Genomic DNA, 18,793 nt, shown 5'->3' on the forward strand with positions numbered 1-18,793 from the left:
GTGCAACGCTGCTGCCGTTACTGGCAGGCGCGGGTGTGGGATTTATCCGTCTTTACGATGGCGATCGGGTTGAACTGCACAACCTCCACCGGCAGACGCTGTTTGGCATCGACGATGTGGGTCAGCAGAAAGTATTTTGCGCTCAGCGTGCGCTGGCGCAGCGCAATCCTGACTGTCGCGTTGAGGCGCATCCACACGCGCTAAGCGCCAGTCAACTGCCGCAGGCGCTGGAGGGAATCGATCTGGTGGTGGATGCGGCGGATAACTTCGCCATTACTTATCAGCTCTCCGATGTCTGTTATCCGGCAGGCCTGCCGCTGATCTGCGCCTCGGTGCTGGGACGCAAAGGCTATGTTGGCGGATTCTGTGGCGGTGCGCCTGGCTATCGCGCGCTGTTCCCGCAGCTGCCCACGGCCTCGGGTAACTGCAATACGGCAGGCGTAATGGGACCGGCGGTAGCGACGCTGGGCGCAATGCAGGCACAGATGGCGCTGAGCGTATTGTTAAAACTGACGCCATCGCCGCTCGGCTGCATGATCCACTGTGACTTTGTTGACTGGCATATCAGGCAGTTTCGTTTTGATGACGCACCTGAACCTGACGCGCCCGGCACGCCCTTTATCGATCGGGCCATGCTGATGGAGGATGATTGCATAGTGGAGTTGCGCAGCCTGGAAGAGGCACCGGTCAGTGTGGCCGAGCGGGTGGTGCGAATTCTGCCGCAGCAGATAGCGGCCTGGCAACCGCCGGTCAATCAGCGTGTGGTACTGGTGTGTGCCAGTGGCATGCGCGCAGCCCAGGCGGCTGATAACCTTGCCGCGCGGGGGATTGCGCGGCTTGCGCTGATGGCGGCAAACACGCTTTAACGTGCCGGTTTAGACTACCTCGACCAGCTGGAACGTCTCGAAGATCAGCTCCATTTCGCTGTGAAAATAGCCCTCACGCTCGAAGTAGCGCTGATGTTCCTGACGCCAGTGGTCGAGGCTCAGATCGCCTTCACCCTCCAGCATCGCCATCTCTGGCGTGACGCGATCAAAGCGCGTCAGAAACAATCCGGTGGTGCGGATCACGCAGACGGGCTGCTGTTCGCCGTTGAGAACAATGCTGTAACCGCCCGGTTGAGGCAATACTTCCTGATCCTGCCAGCTCCGCAACGACCCGCAGGTGGCCACTTTCTTACCGGCAATAATCAGCGTTGCGAGCTCGCTGGCTAATTCCGGGGAGTCACCAAATGCATCTGTGAAGGCACCCGGATATTTGTCCTGCAGTTGTTGCAGCGTCATCGTCATCAGCAAATCCTCAATGAATTAGGCGTGCGGGCCCGGCGTAACGTCAGGTTATCGCCATGCAGGCCAGCGGTGCCGTTAAGATGAACAGCAGCAGCGGCTTTATTCCCACCGTCTGCTGCTGATAGCGGTACAGCTTACCCGGCCTCCACATGGGAAAACAGGCTTAATTATCAGGATATTGAGTTTGAGCGTGAGTGGGGTCGCAAAGGAGAGACTCAGTCTGGCGCGGCCAGGCACAGCCGCGCACTAAGATTAACGAATCAGAAAGCTTGCCCAGTGCGCTATATCGTCACCGCTGCTGATTTCGGGCTGTACCAGACCGTTAACCATAAAGGTCGGTGAAACGTGAATGCCGTTCTGACGGGCATACTTGCAGTGCCATTTAATGGCGTTCTGCAGGTCGGGCTGATCAAACGCGGCGCTGGCATCTACGCCGCTGACCTCTTTCAGGCGGGCGAGGATTTGATTCGGCGTGGCATCGCGGTTCGGACCGGTACAGTGATCGGTGAACTCAAACTCTTCACGGTGATCGGCCACCGCCTGCATCACCTTTTTCGCGGCCTCTTTACTTTCGCAGGCGGCGGCAAGGATATAGCGCACTATCAGCCCGGAATAGAGGTGCCACGGCTGTGATTGCAGACGGATCTTCAGGGTGATGTTCTCTTCACCCGCGTGCGCCAGTAGCGCGTCGAATTTATTGAAGGCGCGCACCGAAAAAGGACAGGTGGGTTCCAGAAAGACTTCAAATATCTCAGGGCCGTGGCCCCATACCAGTACATCAGCGTGCTGACTCATCGACAACTCCTTGAACATTAACGAGACGGGAAACCTGTTTACCCTGGCAAATCCCTCTGACATCAGCCAGTTAAGAATCAGCTGCAATTGTTACAAAAAACAGCAATCAGCTGATGAGTCGCGTGTAATACGCGACAGGCAGGTCCATTAGTCGTTAGAATTGCCAACTTTGGCATTTTCAACTGCTGGCACGGCGTAGCCGCCCACGAACAGCTATAGTTGTCAGCAGTGTGCAATCTTTTGCAGGATGCAGCCATTTAAGCTGCTTCACTGCTGTTTGTTTGCCCGGAGCTGATAAGCGTTAGAAGAGGTTAATTTTGCATACCGATCTCACCTGGAAAACTCTCCATCACGTCATCAATCAGACGATCTCTGACATGCTTGACGAGCAGCAGACCATTGATGTGTTATCACTGCGCGCCCGCCTGCATGAACTGGCTGAAAAAGAGGAGGATGAGGTTATGCTGCTCTGTTACTGGCAGGCGAGCAAAATTCTGATGCGCTTACCCACGACCGTCACCGCCAGTCAGTTAATGACCGCGGCACGCCACGCTTTTCGCACTCCCATAGGTCACGATTTGCTTTGAGCTGACTGGCTCGCGGCATCAGTAAAAATCACGCAAGTCGAAAACCTGGTGTGGCTAATGATGTAAAACCCGAGGTGAGCCGCTGCTAATCACCGCTGAGAATTTCCGGCACTGCATAATTTTCACGGCGGCCGACTTATATATTCGCATTCTGGAATGAATATATATTTAAGGTTTATATTAAGTGCCGTCTTAGTAAAAATAGTTTTTCAATAAATAATCTTTTTACCTTCTTAAAGTGATGTAGATCAAGGAAGGCTACCAATGTATCTCTTCTGTGTAAGAACCTGAACGTCTCGTTTAATTTTTATATAGCCGAGAGAGGCTAATATAGCAGCAACATAATAAACCTCAGGTTGTTATGTTGGCGCATTTCTGTAAATGCATATTTATCCATCAGGTGACTCATTGCAGCCACTTTGCATGTATTAAAAGAGACAGGTTTGATGAATATCAGAAAACATATTCTGCCCGTGGCACTGGCTGGCCTTATGGTGTCCGGATCAGCATTAGCAACGCCTGCTGATGGCCCATCACCGATTACTCCTAATCCGGGAGCAGCAGCCGGTACACAGGGTGCCGGTGGTGAAGTGAAATTTACCGGCGAAATTACCGATGTTTCCTGTGACGTTTCTACCGCCAGTAAAAACCAGAGCGTTGATTTAGGTAAATGGGCGAAATCGTATTTCGAAAGCCGTAACGAAACTACAGAAACGCCATTCACTATCTCTGTTAAGGATTGTCCTTCATCAGTTAAAACCGTGGCTGTGCTGTTTGATGGCGATAAAGATAGCGGTGACAACTCCCTGCTGAAAGTCACCAGCGGTGGTGCGTCCGGCGTAGGAATTAAACTTTATGAAGCTGACCGCAGCACACCGATTGCTATCGGATCCGTCTCCAAAGCGGTCAGCCTGGTAACGGCTGACGAGGGCGGTTCTGCGGACTTAAATTTCTTTGCCGATTATAAAAGTGATGGTGCGCCGATTGCTGTCGGTGCTGCCAACTCAGTCTCTAACTTTGTGATGATTTATAACTGATTAATAGCAGGGGTAACCCTGCTTCCCCTCCGAAATATCGATGGCACAAATATCTATGTTTAAGGTAACAAGACTTATTTCACTCTTTTCTGCGTGCATGCTGGGCATGGCTGCCCATGCGGGTGTGGTAATGGGAGGGACGCGTGTTATTTTTGTGGAAGGCAAAAAGGAGGCAACACTTTCGGTTACCAATCAGGATAAAAATACGCCGTATCTGGTTGAATCCTGGATAGAGAACTTTGATCAAAATAATCATTCCCGGGTACCATTTATTGTTACGCCACCGCTATTCCGGCTTGATGCGGAAAAAGAGAATCTGTTAAGGATTAATTATCTGGGGATGCCCCTGCCGAAAGATCGTGAATCGGTATTCTGGCTGAATGTGAAATCTATTTCACCGACGCCGCGCGATAAAAGTAACCAGCTTCAGGTCAATATTAAATCGAAATTTAAGCTTTTTTATCGGCCAAAAGATTTGCCGGGTAATCCGGCTGATGCCTGGCAGCAACTCTCATTCCGCCAAGAAGGCAATCAGCTGATTGCGCATAACCCAACGCCTTACTTTGTCTCATTTTATTCGCTCAGCGTTAATCATCACGAGATACAGGATCCTGGCATGATTGGCCCTGGAGAAGATCGGCACTGGCGCGTCGCTGATTCCGGCGCAGTGAGCTGGTCTGCAATCAACGACTATGGCGGCATTACCGAACAACGTACGCGCTAGTTGTTATTTGTAATTTATTTTGTTTTAAACCCGGGGCCATCATCAGTGAAAGTTAATCAGCACGCTCAGAGAGGAAAGAGAAGGTACGCAAAGCCGCTTTACGCCTCTCCCTGGTTAATGCTGATTTTGTTCTGCCCGCTGCGTGGTGCTCGTGCGGATGACTATTTTGACCCGGCGGCACTGGAGTTCTCATCCGATCAACATCACGCCACCGATCTCCACTATTTTGCTTGTGAGGGCGGACAGCAACCCGGCACTTATCATGTCACGCTGTTGCTCAACAACAGAGTTATTGATAGCCGCGATGTCAGCTTCGTACAGGGCAGAGCCGGGCTGGTTCCGCAACTGACGGTGGCAGAGCTGGCCGCGATGGGGGTGAACGTCAACGGTTTTTCCGCGCTCACTAATCTGAAGAAAGATGAGGCCATCGAAGAGTTAGGCGATTTCATTCCCGATGCATCGACCCACTTTGATTTCGCGCATCAGCAGTTAAACCTTTCAATTCCACAGATCGCGCTGATGGTGAAAGATCGCGATTATGTCAATCCAGCACGCTGGGATGAGGGGGTATCGGCTGCTTTTGTGAACTATACCTTGTCTGGCAGCAGTAGCCGCAATCACAGTGACCGCTGGAACTCGACGTTACTCAGCCTGCGCAGCGGGGCCAATCTTGGTGCATGGCGGCTGCGTAACACGTCCACATGGCGCTACGATCTGGCCAGTCAATGGCAGTCTCAGACCTCATTTCTGGAGCGGGATCTTAAGGCGCTGAAAAGCCAGTTTCGGGTAGGGGATACCTATACGTCCGGCGATATTTTTGACAGCGTGCAGTTTCGCGGTATGCAGATCATGTCTGATGACACCATGCTTCCGGAAAGCCAGCGCGGCTTCGCCCCGATGATCCAAGGCATCGCCCATAGCAATGCGCGGGTAACGGTGAGCCAGCACGGCTATATGATTTATGAAACCGTGGTCGCACCCGGTGCGTTCGAAATCAAAGATCTCTATCCCACGTCCCAGAGCGGTGACCTTGAGATTATCATTCATGAAAGTGATGGCTCGGTGCGCACCTTCACTCAGCCTTACTCTGCCGTGCCTTATATGTTGCGTCAGGGCCATCTGAAATACAGTGTCAGTGGCGGTCGTTATCACTACTCAGGCAGCAGCAACCTGCGTTCGCCTGAGTTTGTGCAATCCACGCTGTTCTACGGACTGCCGCATGACTTTACCGCCTTTGGTGGCGTGCAACTCGCGCAAAACTATCACGCTGTGGCGGCGGGCCTGGGTAAAAGCCTGGGCGATTTTGGCTCGCTGGGAACCGATATGACTCTGGCAAAAACCCGTATGCCGGAAGGACAAAGCCGGAGTGGTCAGTCGGTGCGTGTGCAATATCAGAAAAATTTCTCCTCCACCAATACGACCTTCAGCATGGCAAGCTATCGCTACTCTTCCAGCGGTTTTTACGCCTTCAGCGAGGCCAATGCGATGACCAGTCCGGCAAGCTATGTGGCTAACAAACGCAGTCGCTCGGAGATTTCAGTCTCTCAGGGTATCGGTGATTATGGCAGCCTTAGTGCCTCCGCGTATGTGCAGCGCTACTGGCGATCAGACAATGAAGATCGCACATTACATCTGGGCTTCTACAGCAATTACAACGCCATTTCGTGGGGCATTGCCTGGTTTTACAACGACTCGACCAGTGCCCGTAAAGCTGACCGTGCGGTCTCTTTCAATGTCTCCATCCCCTTCAGCGCACTGCTGCCAGAGAGCTCCGTCAGCTACAGCATGAATGCCACTAATGATGGCGATATGTCTCAGCAGGTCAGCCTGTCGGGCAGCGCGTTGCAGGACGATAACCTGCACTACAACCTGCAACAGGGCCATGACAGTCAGGGACAGAACGTGAACAGCAACGGCTCGCTGGACTATCGCGGCAGTCGTGGCAGCGTCAGTGTCGGGGTCAGTCACGATCGGCACAGCAGCCAGTTTAACTATGGCCTGTCGGGCGGGATCGTCGCGCATGAACACGGTATTACGTTGAGCCAGCCGCTGGGTGAAACTTTCGCGATTGTCCGGGTACCGGATACGGCAGATGTGGGCATCCAGAGCGGCAGCAAGGTGGTCACTGATGGCCGTGGTTATGCGATTGTGCCTTCCCTCTCGCCCTACCAGGAAAACGCTATCGAGCTGGAAACGGATACGCTGCCCGACAACGTTGACGTCGAACTTGATGGGCAAAAGGCTATACCTACGCGTGGAGCGATTGTGATGGCCGATTATGCCACTCACGTAGGTAACAGGGTGTTGTTCACCCTTACCTGGCACAACACTTTTCCGCCCTTCGGTGCAGCTGGCCAGGTCGCACTTGCCGCCGCGGGTAAAGAGAGCAGTACCAGCGGCATCGTGGCCGAAAAAGGGGAACTTTATCTGAGCGGTGTACCGGCTCAGGGCCTCATCGAAGTGAACTGGCAGGATGAGGGAGGGCAGAAAAGCTGTCGCGCACCGTTCCGCCTGCCAGCCGCCACTGGCTCTAACCCGGTCAGGCTGGTCTCTGCGGTTTGTCAGTAATCCACAGGAATTTAAGATGAAATCAGTTCAGCGATTAATGACAGGGATCATACTGATGCTCCCGTCGCTGTTTTGTTTGCAGGCGCTGGGGCAGGAGTCCTGTCAGGGTATCAGTCAGGTTGTGGTACAGGTGCAAAACGTCAACTATGTGCCGGGCGCAGCCGATGGCACACCCATCTCGGCGCAGATGCCTCTGCAAAGCAGTAATGCCTTCACCTGTAATAAAAACAGCGGTGAGCAGGGCTATAACTACAAGGATCTGGGGTTTGAGATTAACGCCGAAGAGTCCGGCTTACAGACGAATATTGCGGGCGGTCATAATACGCCAATATATCGTGTGCCGGGAGTAGACAGCATCGGATTCGCTATTGGTTTCAGGGAACCCTCCTGGTGTGCCGGTACCTTCTCTGATACCAGCGGCAAGGGCAAAATCAGCTCGATCTGTAATTCCCAGACCAGCCCACAGTTGAATTCTGCACATGACATTACACTTCAGTCCTATGTGGTCTTCTATAAAATCCCGGGCCAGCAATCGCCGCTTAATCCAGGCAATCAACCGGCCAATGTCGGTGAGGTGAATATTGGCAATGCCAGCTTAAAGGTGGGGGATAGTGCAGCCAGTAGTCAGCCGATCAATGATAAGCCGCAGATCTTCCTCTCCAGCTTTACCGTGCAATATGGCAGCTGTGCCGTTGTCACCTCCCAGTCCGTGATTAATGTGGAGATGGGAAAAGTGAGTAAGGCAGAGTTTAGCGGTATCGGTAGCCGGGCGGGAAGTGAAAAAGGTTTTCAGATTCAGGTGATGTGTGAACACAGTGCAGCGGTTAAAGTGGGCTTCTTCGGTATGACTACCGCGGGTGATAAGGATGCCCTTAGCCTGACGCCACAGAGCAACTCTGCTTCAGGTGTGGGCATTGCCCTGACCTATGGGTCGGGCCTGCAGGTTCCTGAAGGCCAGCGGGTCCCTCTGAATGTGCCGACCGATCAACTGCCGGTGCTGACGACGATCTCCTCACCCAATCAGACGAAGTCGATGGCGTTTAACGCGCAATATATTCAGACCGACGGGCAGGTTATGGCGGGCAAAGCGGACAGCACGGTGACCTTTAACCTGGTTTATAACTAGGTTGTTCAGACGGTGCATTACAGGTGGGGACGGTGTAATGCATGCTGAATGCGCCACATGTTTCTACCCTGAGCGCTGACACAATCATTATCCGGGCCATCTCCTGCAGCAATCGTTAAAACCGGCACAACCCGACCCGCTGTTTTCCCCAATCTCTGTTAAAATTGAACCTCTGCGCCACTTTGCAGGATGCATGTTCGGGAGAAACTATGTTGTGGATTTGGAATGCCCTGATTGTTCTGGTCACTGTTATCGGAATGGAGATAACGGCTGCACTGGCGCACAGATACATTATGCATGGCTGGGGTTGGGGCTGGCATCTGTCACATCATGAACCGCATAAAGGCTGGTTTGAGGTTAATGACCTCTATGCCGTAGTGTTCGCCGCTCTGTCGATCTTGTTCATTTATCTGGGCAGCACGGGTGTCTGGCCGTTGCAGTGGATCGGCGCGGGTATGACGCTCTACGGCCTGCTCTATTTTATTGTGCATGACGGCCTGGTGCACCAGCGCTGGCCATTCCGCTATGTTCCGCGCCGGGGTTATTTACGCAGACTTTATATGGCGCACCGCATGCATCATGCGGTGCGTGGTAAAGAGGGCTGTGTCTCGTTTGGCTTTCTCTACGCGCCGCCGCTGTCAAAACTGCAGGCGACGCTGCGAGAACGTCATGGCGTTAAACGGGGCGCTGCCAGAGATCAGCGGAGCGTGGAGCGTGACGCGCCACCCGGGAAGTAACCGCCTGACCCGATGCCGCCACCAGCAGTGCCAGTTTCTCTGGCGTGCTGGTGGACTGGCGTTGCTCCCACGCCTGTGAACCCGCCTGAACCACCTTCATACCTATTTTACGATAGACCTGCTGCGCGGTAGCAATCGCCCACGCTGAACGCAGCGGTAAACCCGGCAGGCCAGCCGACGCCGATCGATAATAGGGCTCCGCCGTTTCCACCAGCCGACGGGCGACGTGGCTTAATGCCTGGCGATTTTGCGGTTCGGCCAGATTCTCTCGGGTCAGCCCCTCTTCAGCCAGCCACGTAGCGGGCAGATAGCAGCGTCCCGCTTCAGCATCTTCAACGATATCGCGCGCAATATTGGTCAGCTGAAACGCCAGACCGAGATCGCAGGCGCGATCCAGCGTGGCGTTGTCGCGTACGCCCATAATCTGCGCCATCATCAGGCCAACCACGCCCGCAACGTGGTAACAGTAACGCAGCGTATCATCCAGCGTCTGATAGCGTGTCTCATGCACGTCCATCGCAAAGCCCGCCAGATGATCAAAAGCGTAAGCAGGCAGAATATCGTGTGCCATTGCCACCTCCTGAAAGGCCGCAAAGGCGGGCTCATGCATCTGGGATCCGGCATAGGCCTGACGCGTTTTCATCTCCAGCTGCGCCAGGCGCTGTTCGGCAGATTGCAGCGATGGCGTATCGTTGCTGAATCCCAGTACCTGATCGTCAATCACATCATCACAGTGACGGCACCAGGCGTAGAGCATCAGCACGCTGCGTCGGGTTTTGGCATCAAACAGTTTTGACGCGGTGGCAAAGCTTTTCGATCCCACCTCCATGGTGTCTACGGCATGATCAAGCAGTGACGGACTATTCAAGCCAGATCCTCCAGCATCAATCCTGCGGTAGCCTTGGCCGAGCCAATCACCCCTGGAATACCCGCGCCAGGATGCGTGCCTGCACCGACCAGATAGAGATTATTAATATTTTTATCGCGGTTGTGAGGCCGGAACCAGGCGCTTTGCGTCAGGATCGGCTCCACCGAGAAGGCCGAGCCCTGATACGCATTCAGCTCATCGCGGAAATCAAACGGCGTGAAGATGCGATGCGTGACCAACTGGCTACGCAGGCCCGGCATGTAATGCTGTTCCAGATAGTCGAAAATGCGATCGCGCAGGCGCGGACCTTCAACGGCCCAGTCGATATCGGCGGTGCCGAGGTGCGGTACCGGCGCCAGCACGTAGTAGCTGCCGCAGCCTTCCGGTGCCAGTGAGGGATCGGTCACGCAGGGCGCATGCAGATAGAGCGAGAAGTCCTCTGCCAGGCCATCTTTGTTAAAGATTTCATCAATCAACTCACGATAGCGCGGACCAAAGCAGACCGTGTGGTGCGCCAGCTGATCGTGATGATGATTCAGGCCAAAATAGATCACAAACAGCGAGTTGCTCATGCGTTTGTTCTGCAGTGACCGTCCCTGCGCCTGCGAAGCGGGGTGCTGGCTCAGCAGTTCGCGGTAGGTGTGAACCACATCTGCGTTGGAGGCAACCGCGCGGGTCGGGAAGACCCGGCCATCTTTCAGGTGCACCGCGGTAATCCTGTTTTCCTGGGTCTCCAGCCGGGCAACGCTGGCATTGAGCTCCACTTCGCCGCCCAGATCTTCAAACAGTTTCACCATGCCCTGCACCAGCGCGCCCGTGCCACCGCGCGGGAACCAGACGCCCCATTCACGTTCCAGCGCATGAATCAGGGTATAGATTGAGGAAGTGGCAAACGGATTTCCGCCCACCAGCAGTGAGTGGAAAGAGAAGGCCTGACGCAGATGCTCATCTTCAATGTAGCTCGCCACTTTGCTGTAAACGCTGCGCCATGCCTGAAGTTTTGCCAGCTGAGGCGCGGCCCGCAGCATGTCGCGGAATGACAGAAACGGCACGGTGCCAAGCTTCAGATAGCCTTCAGCAAACACCGCTCGGGAATAGGCCAGAAAGCGCCGATATCCTTCAACGTCACGCGGATTAAACGCGGCAATCTGCGCTTCCAGCGCGGGCTGATCGTTGTCATAACTGAACACCTTGCCGGACTCCCAGCAGAGGCGATAAAACGGCTTCACCGGCATCAGCTCGACATAGTCAGAGAGCTTTTTACCCGCGAGGGTGAACAGCTCTTCAATGGCGCTGGGATCGGTGATTACCGTGGGGCCGGCATCAAACGTGAAGCCCTGATCCTGATAGACATAAGCCCGGCCGCCCGGCTTGTCACGCTGCTCCAGCAGTCGGGTGGGAACGCCTGACGCCTGAAGGCGAATGGCCAGGGCCAGACCACCAAAGCCTGCGCCAATTACTGTAGTTCTATTCATTGCATCGCCTGTTGACGGTGAGGAGTCATAATAGCCTGTAACGCCGCCAGAACGGGGACCGGGGGCTTGCCGCTTAAGATGCGCAGCCGATCAGGCAAAGTGAGTTTTCCCGCATAAAAACGGGCGATCAGACCTTCGGGAAGGCCGTAAAAACGTTGCATAACCTGCCAGCGCTGGTCAGCCGGACCCGCCAGAAACAGCATACGGTTCAGCATGCGGAAGAAGCGCTGTTGCTGCCAGGCCTGACTGGCGAATTGCTGAATGGTGGCGTGCAGGGTCTCAGAGGTAAACGTCTGCATCTGCGCCAGCCGGTCAGCCAGCGCGACCGCCAGCGGCAGAGAATAGCCGGTAGTCGGATGGAATAACCCGGCACGCAAACCGCTGCAGGGCAAATCGCGGTTCTGCCAGAAGGCGGCCACGTCGCCAGTCAGCGTAATGGGTAACGCGCCTTGCTCTTCGCGTAGCAAGCGGTCTAATTGCCACCCCTGCTGCGCGGCATAGTCGCGGATATTCTGACGGGCGCGATCGCCTTCCAGCGTGGCGTTATCAATGTAGTGGGTATCTTCAATCAGCAGGGTGTCTGCAGAAAAGGGCAGGCTGTAGACAAAGCGATAGCCTGCCTGCTGATCTACCGTGGCATCCATGATGATTGGCGCAGTCAGGCCATGTGGCTCGCTGAGCTGCCACTCCTGTCCGACAAACGACTGGAAGCCCATGCGCAGCGCGGCATCGGGCTGGTAGCCACGGCCATCAATCACTGCATCACTCTCCAGCACCCGGCCATCGTCCAGCGTGACCGCGCGTGAAGCGATGCTCGCAACCCGGGTATTCAGCAGCAGATCCGGCGCAAACCTGTCGCGGATGACCTGCGCGAAGCGCTCCGCAGTCACGCAAAAATAGCCACTGTTCAGACTGCGACTGCGTTGGGGAAAGCGGACCTCATAACCGGACCAGTGATGTACTACCAGCGGAGCGATCCAGCGATGCTGCGTTTCGGTGAGATCTTCCGCATGAAACGACCAAGTGTGATTGGCACCCGGTTCACGTTCGGCGTCAATCAGCAGAATGCGCAGGGAGGGCCGCTGCTGTCTCAGGCGCAGGGCGATCAGCCCGTTGGCCAGCCCCGCGCCCACCAGAATCAGATCATACCGCGGCATAGTCTCTCCTGGTGAGCACCGGCTGGCGGGTCAGCATCGCCTGTTCGACAATGTCCGCCGCCAGGGTGGTTCCGCCCGCCTGACGAAGTGCGCTACGCAGCGTTTTCATCTGCTGAACGTAGCTTTCATCAGCCAGTAAGGTCTGGAGCTGACGCGCCATGGAGTGGCTGGTGGTGAAGCGTGAGGCGCGACGTCCGATACCGTGCCAGACCACTCTGGCAGCCACACCCGGCTGATCAAAGGCCAGCGGGATCGTCAGCAGCGGCGTCAGGTGGTTAATCCCATCCAGCACCGTATTCATGCCGCCGTGCGTAATGGCAAGATCGGCCTGCGCCAGTGCAGCTGCCTGGTCGGCAAAATCGACCACCTGAACATGGCTGGCCTGCGCCAGTTTCTCCGCCTGGAAAGGTGACAACCGACCGCAATGCGCCAGCAATAACTGAGCATCGATCTCTTGGCAGGCGCGGACGATGGTTTTAAACAGGCCGTAGCGATGTCCCTGCAGCGTGCCGAGTGAAGCAAAAATGCGCGGTCTGTCGCCATGCGGGAAGTAGCGAGGCTGAGATGCGGCGGGTGCCGGTTCAGTGGTACGCAGCGGGCCAACCGAATGGAAATGATCGGGCAGCGTCTGGCGGGGAAAATCCAGTTCCGGGATCAGCTGGCTGATCTGCGCCAGCGGTGAAAAACAGTGATGCAGTTTTTCCCGTGGCGCTATTCCCATCGCATGAGCGTTGCGGGCGATCACCCGATCGTGACGTCGCATCAGCCAGTCATAGATTTTTTCACTGGTGCGATAGCGTTCGCGTGCCTGATCGGTCCTGGCATAGTCAAACGGCATCACGGCCAGCGGGAAATCCGCTTCACGGTTAAGTGGCAGCGCACAGGCAACCGAAACATAAGGCAGGTTCAGCGCTTCTGCCGCCAGTGCACCGGCAGGCTCCATCTGATCGACGATCACGCCATCAATCGCCAGGGTGCTCAGCACCACGGGCAGTTCACGACAGAGCATATCGGTGCTGCGGGCCATCTCATTGATCAGTTTCAGCATTGAGGGGCCGAGAGGATGCGCCGCCAGTTGCAGGGTGTGTGCCAGACTGCCCGCCGGATGCGAGGCTAAACCCAGCGGGAAAAAGCCGATCCGGCTATCGGTGAGTAGCGCGCTAACGTCCGTCTGCTGGATGAAAGTGATCTGGTGTCCGCGTGCGATTAAGGCCTGGCTAAGGTGCTGAAGCGCCTGCACATGGCTATAGAAGGGCGGTGCAATGACCGCAAAGTGGCTCATGCAGCATCCTTAACTGACGGCAGCGAGTTTTTTCTCAAACCAGGCCTGAACAAAATGGTGTGTTGCATAACCGTCCTGGCAGGCCGATAACAGATGCTCGCTGGCGCAGCGCAGATGATCGCGCAGTCGCGTTTCAACCGCCTGTGGTCCCAGCAGATTCACCAGCGTTGATTTCCCGTCATCCTGATGGGCATCTTTACCGGTGTCGGCCATGCCGTCAGTGAGATCGTCCAGTAGCTGGAAAGCCTGACCAAGATTAAGAGAAAAACGGTGCAGCTGTTCGCGGGCTTCACCTGAGGCTTCAGCCACGATAGAGGCCATCTGCATGGAGGCGCAGAACAGGGTGCTGGTTTTATAGTGATTGGTCATCAGAATGGCGTCAGCACTGCGTGGCTTGTCACCTTCGGAGAGATCCTTAAACTGCCCCTGTACCAGCCCCTGCATGCCGACTGCGTGGGATAATTCTGCCACAGCGTCGGCTCTGGCGGTTGCCGTTAAGCCTTCTGCCGCAGCGACCACGCCGAATGCCTTACTCAGCAGGGCCACCGCGGCCAGAATCGCGACATGTTCACCATACTGGCAATGAATGGTCGGACGTCCGCGACGCAGTTGCGCATCATCCATGCAGGGCATGTCATCCAGAATCAGTGATGCGGCATGCACCATCTCTACCGCGCAGGCGAGATCAAGCAGGCCGGCAGGCGTGGCGTTGCAGCCCAGATCGCGCGCTGCCAGCAACAACAGCAGTGGACGGATACGCTTTCCTGGTGCCAGTGCACCGTCGCGCATGGCAGCGCCCACTAAGTCACGTTCGCTTTCAACCGGTAAAAGCTGATCAAGCCGTTGCTCAATGTCGTTCAACAGGCTGGCTGCATCGCTGTGTATGAAATTGACGTGTTGTTCTGCACAGACCGTCATCATGGCTGTCCTTATCTACAGAGGAAGTCACAGCAGGTCGAATGATTCGATGCCATCTTCAATAATCGTCCCCGACTGCCATAGCATAGTTGGCAGGTTTTCAAAGAACGGCGGGTTAATCCATTACAACTAAGAGTAGTTCACGATAATAAAAATGTCGGAGAATTCAGCAGCCTTCCGCGTTTTGCGGCGATAGCCGGACGGACATTATGCGTGAATTAACCCAGTAATGCGCGCAGCTGTTTCATCACGCTGGCGACATCCTCCGCAGATAATGCGCCATCTTTAGCAAAGCGCACAATGCCTGCCGGATCAATCACCACCACGGACGCGCTTTCCGGCTTAAGATGCCAGCTGTGCGCGGTTACGCCACTGCTGTCGATAATGAATTGCTGCCACGGTGCCGCTTTTTTACTGGAAGCGATGCTGCGCACCACAAAAATGGCACTGCCAGGCAGCGCATCGTCAGTATTCACGATGGTGGTGGTCTGAAAACGGTCACGCGGCAGGCTGGCCTGCTGAATGGCTTCGATTAATCGTGCACTCTGATCCTTCGCTGAGAGACGACCCGCCACATGAATCACCAGACGCACTTTTCCGGTCAGAGTCTGACTGTTCCAGCGCTGATAATTTATGTCGCCCTGATTCAGCACCATTTCGCCTTTATCGGCAATGAAGACAGGTGGTACAGGCTGACCAGAGGTCAGGGTGTGGGCGGTGGCAAAGCCGGAAAACAGCAGGGCAATCATCAATCCATAATGGCGCACGGGTTCCTCACTTCTTTCTCGGTTTGCGACAGACGCGGTGAACGCTCTCATTAGCAGGCAGAAGATTAGTACCACATCTATGTTTCAGATCAATAAAAGCATTCAGGATTTGGCCTGAAAATGCAGGGGAGATTGTGTTTACAGGAGGTGGGAAATGAGTACAGCATTGATGACATTACCTGAATTTGCCCGTTATATCGGCATTGCCACCCCAACGCTGGCGCGCGCCTTTTGCTGCCGGGGATCGCTGGCGGGTGTGCCGCTGCCGCAGGCGCTGGATGATGCTCCGCTGACGCAACGCCACTGGCTTCGCGATGATGTACGTCAGTTCGATCATGCCTATAAACGGGTTCAGGCGATGCAGCAACGTAGCACGCTTTAATCTGCGTTAAACAAGACGTGAGCGCGGGAAAGTTCCCGCGCTTTTTTATGCAAAATTATCGGGCTTTACCAGGAAGCAGACCAGATTGGCATCCCGATCGCCCACGATCTCAATGCTGGAATCCAGCCCGCTGACGGCATCACCGCGACTCAGTCGCTGATCGCCGACGCGAATAATCCCTTCAAGTACGGTAAGATAAGCGACAAAGCCCGGCATCGACGGCACGTCCAGCGTATGGTTGCGCTCCAGCAGCGTGTCGAAGATGTAGACTTCCTGGCGCAGTTCCAGCGGCGCATCAGACTCTTCCGGCCCGGCCAGTTCGGTCCAGCCATTGGTCATAATGCCCTGATCGCGCTCCAGCACCTGGGTCATCGCTTCACCGCCCTGCTGTGAAGGCCGAATAACCGCCTGTAACAGCTCCGCTTCATATAACGGCACCGACTCTTCGTATTGAACGCCATCACCCGCGTTCACCACCATCACGCGTTTTGCAGAGAGCTGGGTACGTTCGCCGTTACTGTCCTGATGCTGCATCGAACCACGCCACAGGTAGGTGAAAACTTCTTCATCCTGATGCTGCTGCATCGGAATCCGGGCATCGAGTTTTAGCGACATCAGATCAACACTGACCAGCGGGCTTAACGCCTCGCCAGGACGCTGGCGACGGACGGTAAAAGGACCGTACTCAAACAGTTGTTCAGGATTAGCTCGCACAATGTTCATGATTTGCTCTCAAATAAAGTGACTCATAACAACGATCATAGACCTCAGGCGGAGAATGAGAAGCCGGGAGTTTTGCCCGGCTTCGTCAGTTATTTTGAATAACAGAGTTTAGGGTGTCTTGCCAGCTTACTTGCCCTGTTCGTCGCTCTCACCGAGGAAGAAATACCAGAGTGGAATCGACAACAGCCCGGTGAAGACCGTGGAGTAGAGCAGGATCATCATCGCCTGGGTGATATACATGGTCAGCGACCAGTGACTGAAGGGGATCTGATACTGATCAATCACTCCGCCAATCATCGCATTCGCCATCACCGTAATGACAATCAGCGCCAGCACCGTCACGCTGCGCAGAAAATAGCGCATCTCTTTGCGCTTCCCGGCAAAACGCGACTGGACGATGGCCAGCGGCGACTGCTTGTCCGGAGCGACATCCACGCGGACGACCGCGGCGCGCTGTGCGCTGCGCCAGCGCTGAATATCCAGCAGCACCAGCACCAGCAGGCTGATACCCATAACGGGCAGGGCATATCCCAGCGCCAGCATCACTATCAGACTGGTGCCCTGCGCATAGCGCGGCAGCGCCAGCCAGGCGGATAACAGCGTCTGCGAGGGGTTGAGCTGCGGAACAGCCGGGCGACGAATCCACCACATGCGGTAGCCCAGCACAATCATTGTGCAGAGTCCAAAGCCAGATAGCGCCAGAATTAGCTGATTAGGCAGGCCAAACAGCACGCCCATATGCGCATCCACGCCCCAGCGGGTCAGTTTCGCCACCAGCGGGAAGCTGGCAAACTCAACGCGGTCGACCACGCTAAAATCAGTCGGATTAATTGAAACCGCATCGACCTGGCTTGGCCAGCTGCGGTCAATCTCCGAAACCGTCCACGCCTGTTCAGCGTTCTTAGGCTGACGTAGTTCCAGTTTCGCCGCGTGCAGTCCGGCCTGACGCGCCGCTGCCAGCGCCTGATCCCAGCTGGCATTCGGCTGATTGAGAATCACCGGCGCAGCGGTTTTGGCCGGCATGGTCATTCCGGACATCGTCATCCCTTCCATCGCACCGCGATGGTCAGCATGGGGATCGGCGGCTTCAGCGGGCGCGTTACCGTTTAGCGCGGTATTAACCTGCGGCGTTTTCCAGCCAAAGTCGCTGCGCATCTTTTCAATATTATTGCCCGCCCACTGTGACCAGGTCAGTCCGGTTACTGAAAAGAACACCAGTCCGATTGTCAGCAGCAGCCCCAGCGTGACATGCCAGTGACGGGTTGCCGCGAAGCCGCTCCGTGCTTTACTGCGGGTGCGCGGTGGCCGGGTGCCAGACCATAAGACGATCCCACCCAGCGCGGCGACCCACAGCCAGGAGGCTGCCAGTTCACTGTAGTTTCGGCCAAAATCACCCAGCAACAGGCCGCGATGCAGCTGATCCAGCCACATGCGCAGCGGCAGCACACCGCTGGTGCCATACACCGTCATATCGCCTTTCACCTGCAGGGTGTAGGGGTCAATAAACAGCGATCGTGATTCCGATGGGCCAAGCTGTGGCTCGGCAAACTGCACGCGGGTTGTATCCTGCGGGCCGGGTGCCGGACGCACAGCGTAAATGCGAGCTGATTCACCGGCACGGGCTCGCGCAGCGGCAATCTGGGCGGACAGCGGTTGTGCCATACCCTGCGCATCGGTGGTCAGGGCATCATGGTAGATAGCCTGTTCCAGTTGCGGCGTCAGAACGTAGAGCGTGCCGGTGAGTGCCGCGACAAAAATAAACGGCGCAATAAACAGGCCGATATAAAAATGCAGGCGGCGAAAGAGATTAAACACCGTGCCGCGCGGTGCAGGGGACATTTCCTGAGAAGAGGACATAGCATTCCACACTTTTCAAAAGACAAAGACGATCAGGTGACGTTGTCACGCAATCGGATTAGTAAGCAGTGAGTGTGACGCGATAAAGGGTGGCGCGCGCGGTCGATGAAGACGCAACAGCCGTCGCCATTGAGGTGGATTGATAGCCGCTGGCGGCGGGGCGCGGCTGATCAGGCACATCCACCAGATAAACGGGATAAAAACCCAGAGCATCAGCGGAACATGCACCAGCAGATCGCAGTAGCCACAGGCAAAGCCCGGGCCCATCATCATCCCGTGATCAGCCATCGACATCTCGCTGTGATGATCCATCATCGGCATCTCTGCGCTCATGATCGAAGCGCCTTGCATCCTGGCATGATGTTCAGCGAGATTCTTTGAGATCATCGGTGCAACAAACAACAGCAGCACGGCCAGTATCGCAATACCGGCGGTGAGTCGTTGTCTGAGTGAAGATCCCGGCATGATTTCAACGGTCGTATGAGGTCAGAATTCAGGGCG

General features: G+C 55.5%; 19 protein-coding genes. 8 read left to right on the plus strand and 11 right to left on the minus strand.

The window, feature by feature from the left end; translation table 11 throughout:
- Positions 1-866, plus strand: an 866-nt coding sequence (locus GVJ63_RS09510; protein WP_159226753.1) for a HesA/MoeB/ThiF family protein, incomplete at its 5' end; no start/stop codon positions are given.
- Between the two features lie 9 nt (positions 867-875).
- Here GVJ63_RS09510 and GVJ63_RS09515 read toward each other — a convergent pair.
- Positions 876-1,289: an ASCH domain-containing protein gene (locus tag GVJ63_RS09515; protein WP_033768582.1), complete on the minus strand. Its 414-nt coding sequence runs from the start codon at positions 1,287-1,289 to the stop codon at positions 876-878.
- Between the two features lie 252 nt (positions 1,290-1,541).
- On the minus strand, positions 1,542-2,084 hold the full coding sequence (locus GVJ63_RS09520) for a thioredoxin domain-containing protein (RefSeq protein ID WP_010247473.1): 543 nt from the start codon (positions 2,082-2,084) through the stop codon (positions 1,542-1,544).
- 317 nt (positions 2,085-2,401) lie between these two features.
- Here GVJ63_RS09520 and GVJ63_RS09525 point away from each other — a divergent pair, with 317 nt between their 5' ends.
- The 6 genes from GVJ63_RS09525 to GVJ63_RS09550 all read left to right on the plus strand — a co-directional run bounded on the left by GVJ63_RS09525 (position 2,402) and on the right by GVJ63_RS09550 (position 8,863).
- On the plus strand, positions 2,402-2,671 hold the full coding sequence (locus GVJ63_RS09525; protein WP_031593389.1) for a hypothetical protein: 270 nt from the start codon (positions 2,402-2,404) through the stop codon (positions 2,669-2,671).
- A gap of 446 nt (positions 2,672-3,117) precedes the next feature.
- Complete coding sequence (locus GVJ63_RS09530; protein WP_033773802.1) at positions 3,118-3,708, plus strand: fimbrial protein; 591 nt, start codon at positions 3,118-3,120, stop codon at positions 3,706-3,708.
- Between the two features lie 55 nt (positions 3,709-3,763).
- A complete protein-coding gene (locus GVJ63_RS09535; protein ID WP_187496115.1) occupies positions 3,764-4,432 on the plus strand; it encodes a molecular chaperone in 669 nt (222 codons plus the stop codon).
- Positions 4,433-4,549: 117 nt separating this feature from the next.
- Positions 4,550-7,000, plus strand: a complete 2,451-nt coding sequence (locus GVJ63_RS09540) for a fimbria/pilus outer membrane usher protein (protein WP_235038341.1) — start codon at positions 4,550-4,552, stop codon at positions 6,998-7,000.
- A gap of 16 nt (positions 7,001-7,016) precedes the next feature.
- Positions 7,017-8,126 carry a fimbrial protein gene (locus GVJ63_RS09545; RefSeq protein WP_159226754.1) on the plus strand — a complete coding sequence of 370 codons (1,110 nt, stop codon included), beginning with the start codon at positions 7,017-7,019 and terminating at the stop codon, positions 8,124-8,126.
- A 209-nt stretch (positions 8,127-8,335) separates the two neighbouring features.
- Positions 8,336-8,863, plus strand: a complete 528-nt coding sequence (locus GVJ63_RS09550) for a sterol desaturase family protein (RefSeq protein WP_122889320.1) — start codon at positions 8,336-8,338, stop codon at positions 8,861-8,863.
- On the opposite strand, the gene crtB is transcribed toward GVJ63_RS09550, so the two are convergent.
- From crtB to GVJ63_RS09580, 6 genes are all read right to left on the minus strand, one after another.
- A complete protein-coding gene (gene crtB / locus GVJ63_RS09555; protein ID WP_159226755.1) occupies positions 8,802-9,731 on the minus strand; it encodes a 15-cis-phytoene synthase CrtB in 930 nt (309 codons plus the stop codon). The two genes, GVJ63_RS09550 and crtB, sit on opposite strands and share 62 nt — an antisense overlap.
- Positions 9,728-11,206: a phytoene desaturase gene (locus GVJ63_RS09560; protein WP_010670728.1), complete on the minus strand. Its 1,479-nt coding sequence runs from the start codon at positions 11,204-11,206 to the stop codon at positions 9,728-9,730. Before GVJ63_RS09560 ends, crtB begins: the two co-directional genes overlap by 4 nt.
- The gene (gene crtY, locus GVJ63_RS09565) at positions 11,203-12,363 is read right to left on the minus strand and encodes a lycopene beta-cyclase CrtY (RefSeq protein WP_154210281.1); all 1,161 of its coding nucleotides are present in this window, start codon (positions 12,361-12,363) and stop codon (positions 11,203-11,205) included. The genes GVJ63_RS09560 and crtY overlap by 4 nt, the downstream gene beginning before the upstream one ends.
- A complete protein-coding gene (locus GVJ63_RS09570; RefSeq protein ID WP_159226756.1) occupies positions 12,350-13,645 on the minus strand; it encodes a glycosyltransferase in 1,296 nt (431 codons plus the stop codon). Before GVJ63_RS09570 ends, crtY begins: the two co-directional genes overlap by 14 nt.
- Before the next feature lie 9 nt (positions 13,646-13,654).
- Positions 13,655-14,563, minus strand: a complete 909-nt coding sequence (locus GVJ63_RS09575) for a polyprenyl synthetase family protein (protein ID WP_010247444.1) — start codon at positions 14,561-14,563, stop codon at positions 13,655-13,657.
- A 218-nt stretch (positions 14,564-14,781) separates the two neighbouring features.
- Positions 14,782-15,312 (minus strand): YtfJ family protein, encoded by a 531-nt coding sequence (locus GVJ63_RS09580; RefSeq protein ID WP_022624711.1) that lies wholly within the window; start codon positions 15,310-15,312, stop codon positions 14,782-14,784.
- Between the two features lie 172 nt (positions 15,313-15,484).
- On the opposite strand from GVJ63_RS09580, the gene GVJ63_RS09585 reads away from it, so the two are divergent.
- Positions 15,485-15,712 carry a hypothetical protein gene (locus GVJ63_RS09585; RefSeq protein ID WP_010247439.1) on the plus strand — a complete coding sequence of 76 codons (228 nt, stop codon included), beginning with the start codon at positions 15,485-15,487 and terminating at the stop codon, positions 15,710-15,712.
- Between the two features lie 45 nt (positions 15,713-15,757).
- Here the strand turns inward: GVJ63_RS09585 and GVJ63_RS09590 are convergent, their stop codons facing one another.
- From GVJ63_RS09590 to GVJ63_RS09600, 3 genes are all read right to left on the minus strand, one after another.
- A complete protein-coding gene (locus GVJ63_RS09590) occupies positions 15,758-16,435 on the minus strand; it encodes a pirin family protein (protein ID WP_159226757.1) in 678 nt (225 codons plus the stop codon).
- Positions 16,436-16,561: 126 nt separating this feature from the next.
- Positions 16,562-18,292: a DUF2534 family protein gene (locus GVJ63_RS09595; RefSeq protein WP_122889325.1), complete on the minus strand. Its 1,731-nt coding sequence runs from the start codon at positions 18,290-18,292 to the stop codon at positions 16,562-16,564.
- A 45-nt stretch (positions 18,293-18,337) separates the two neighbouring features.
- Positions 18,338-18,757, minus strand: coding sequence for a DUF2946 domain-containing protein (locus GVJ63_RS09600; protein WP_033768568.1), 420 nt, complete (start codon positions 18,755-18,757; stop codon positions 18,338-18,340).
- Between the last annotated feature and the right edge of the window lie 36 nt (positions 18,758-18,793).

Source organism: Pantoea sp. 18059 (genome assembly GCF_902706165.1).
In the GTDB taxonomy this organism is placed as follows: domain Bacteria; phylum Pseudomonadota; class Gammaproteobacteria; order Enterobacterales; family Enterobacteriaceae; genus Pantoea; species Pantoea agglomerans.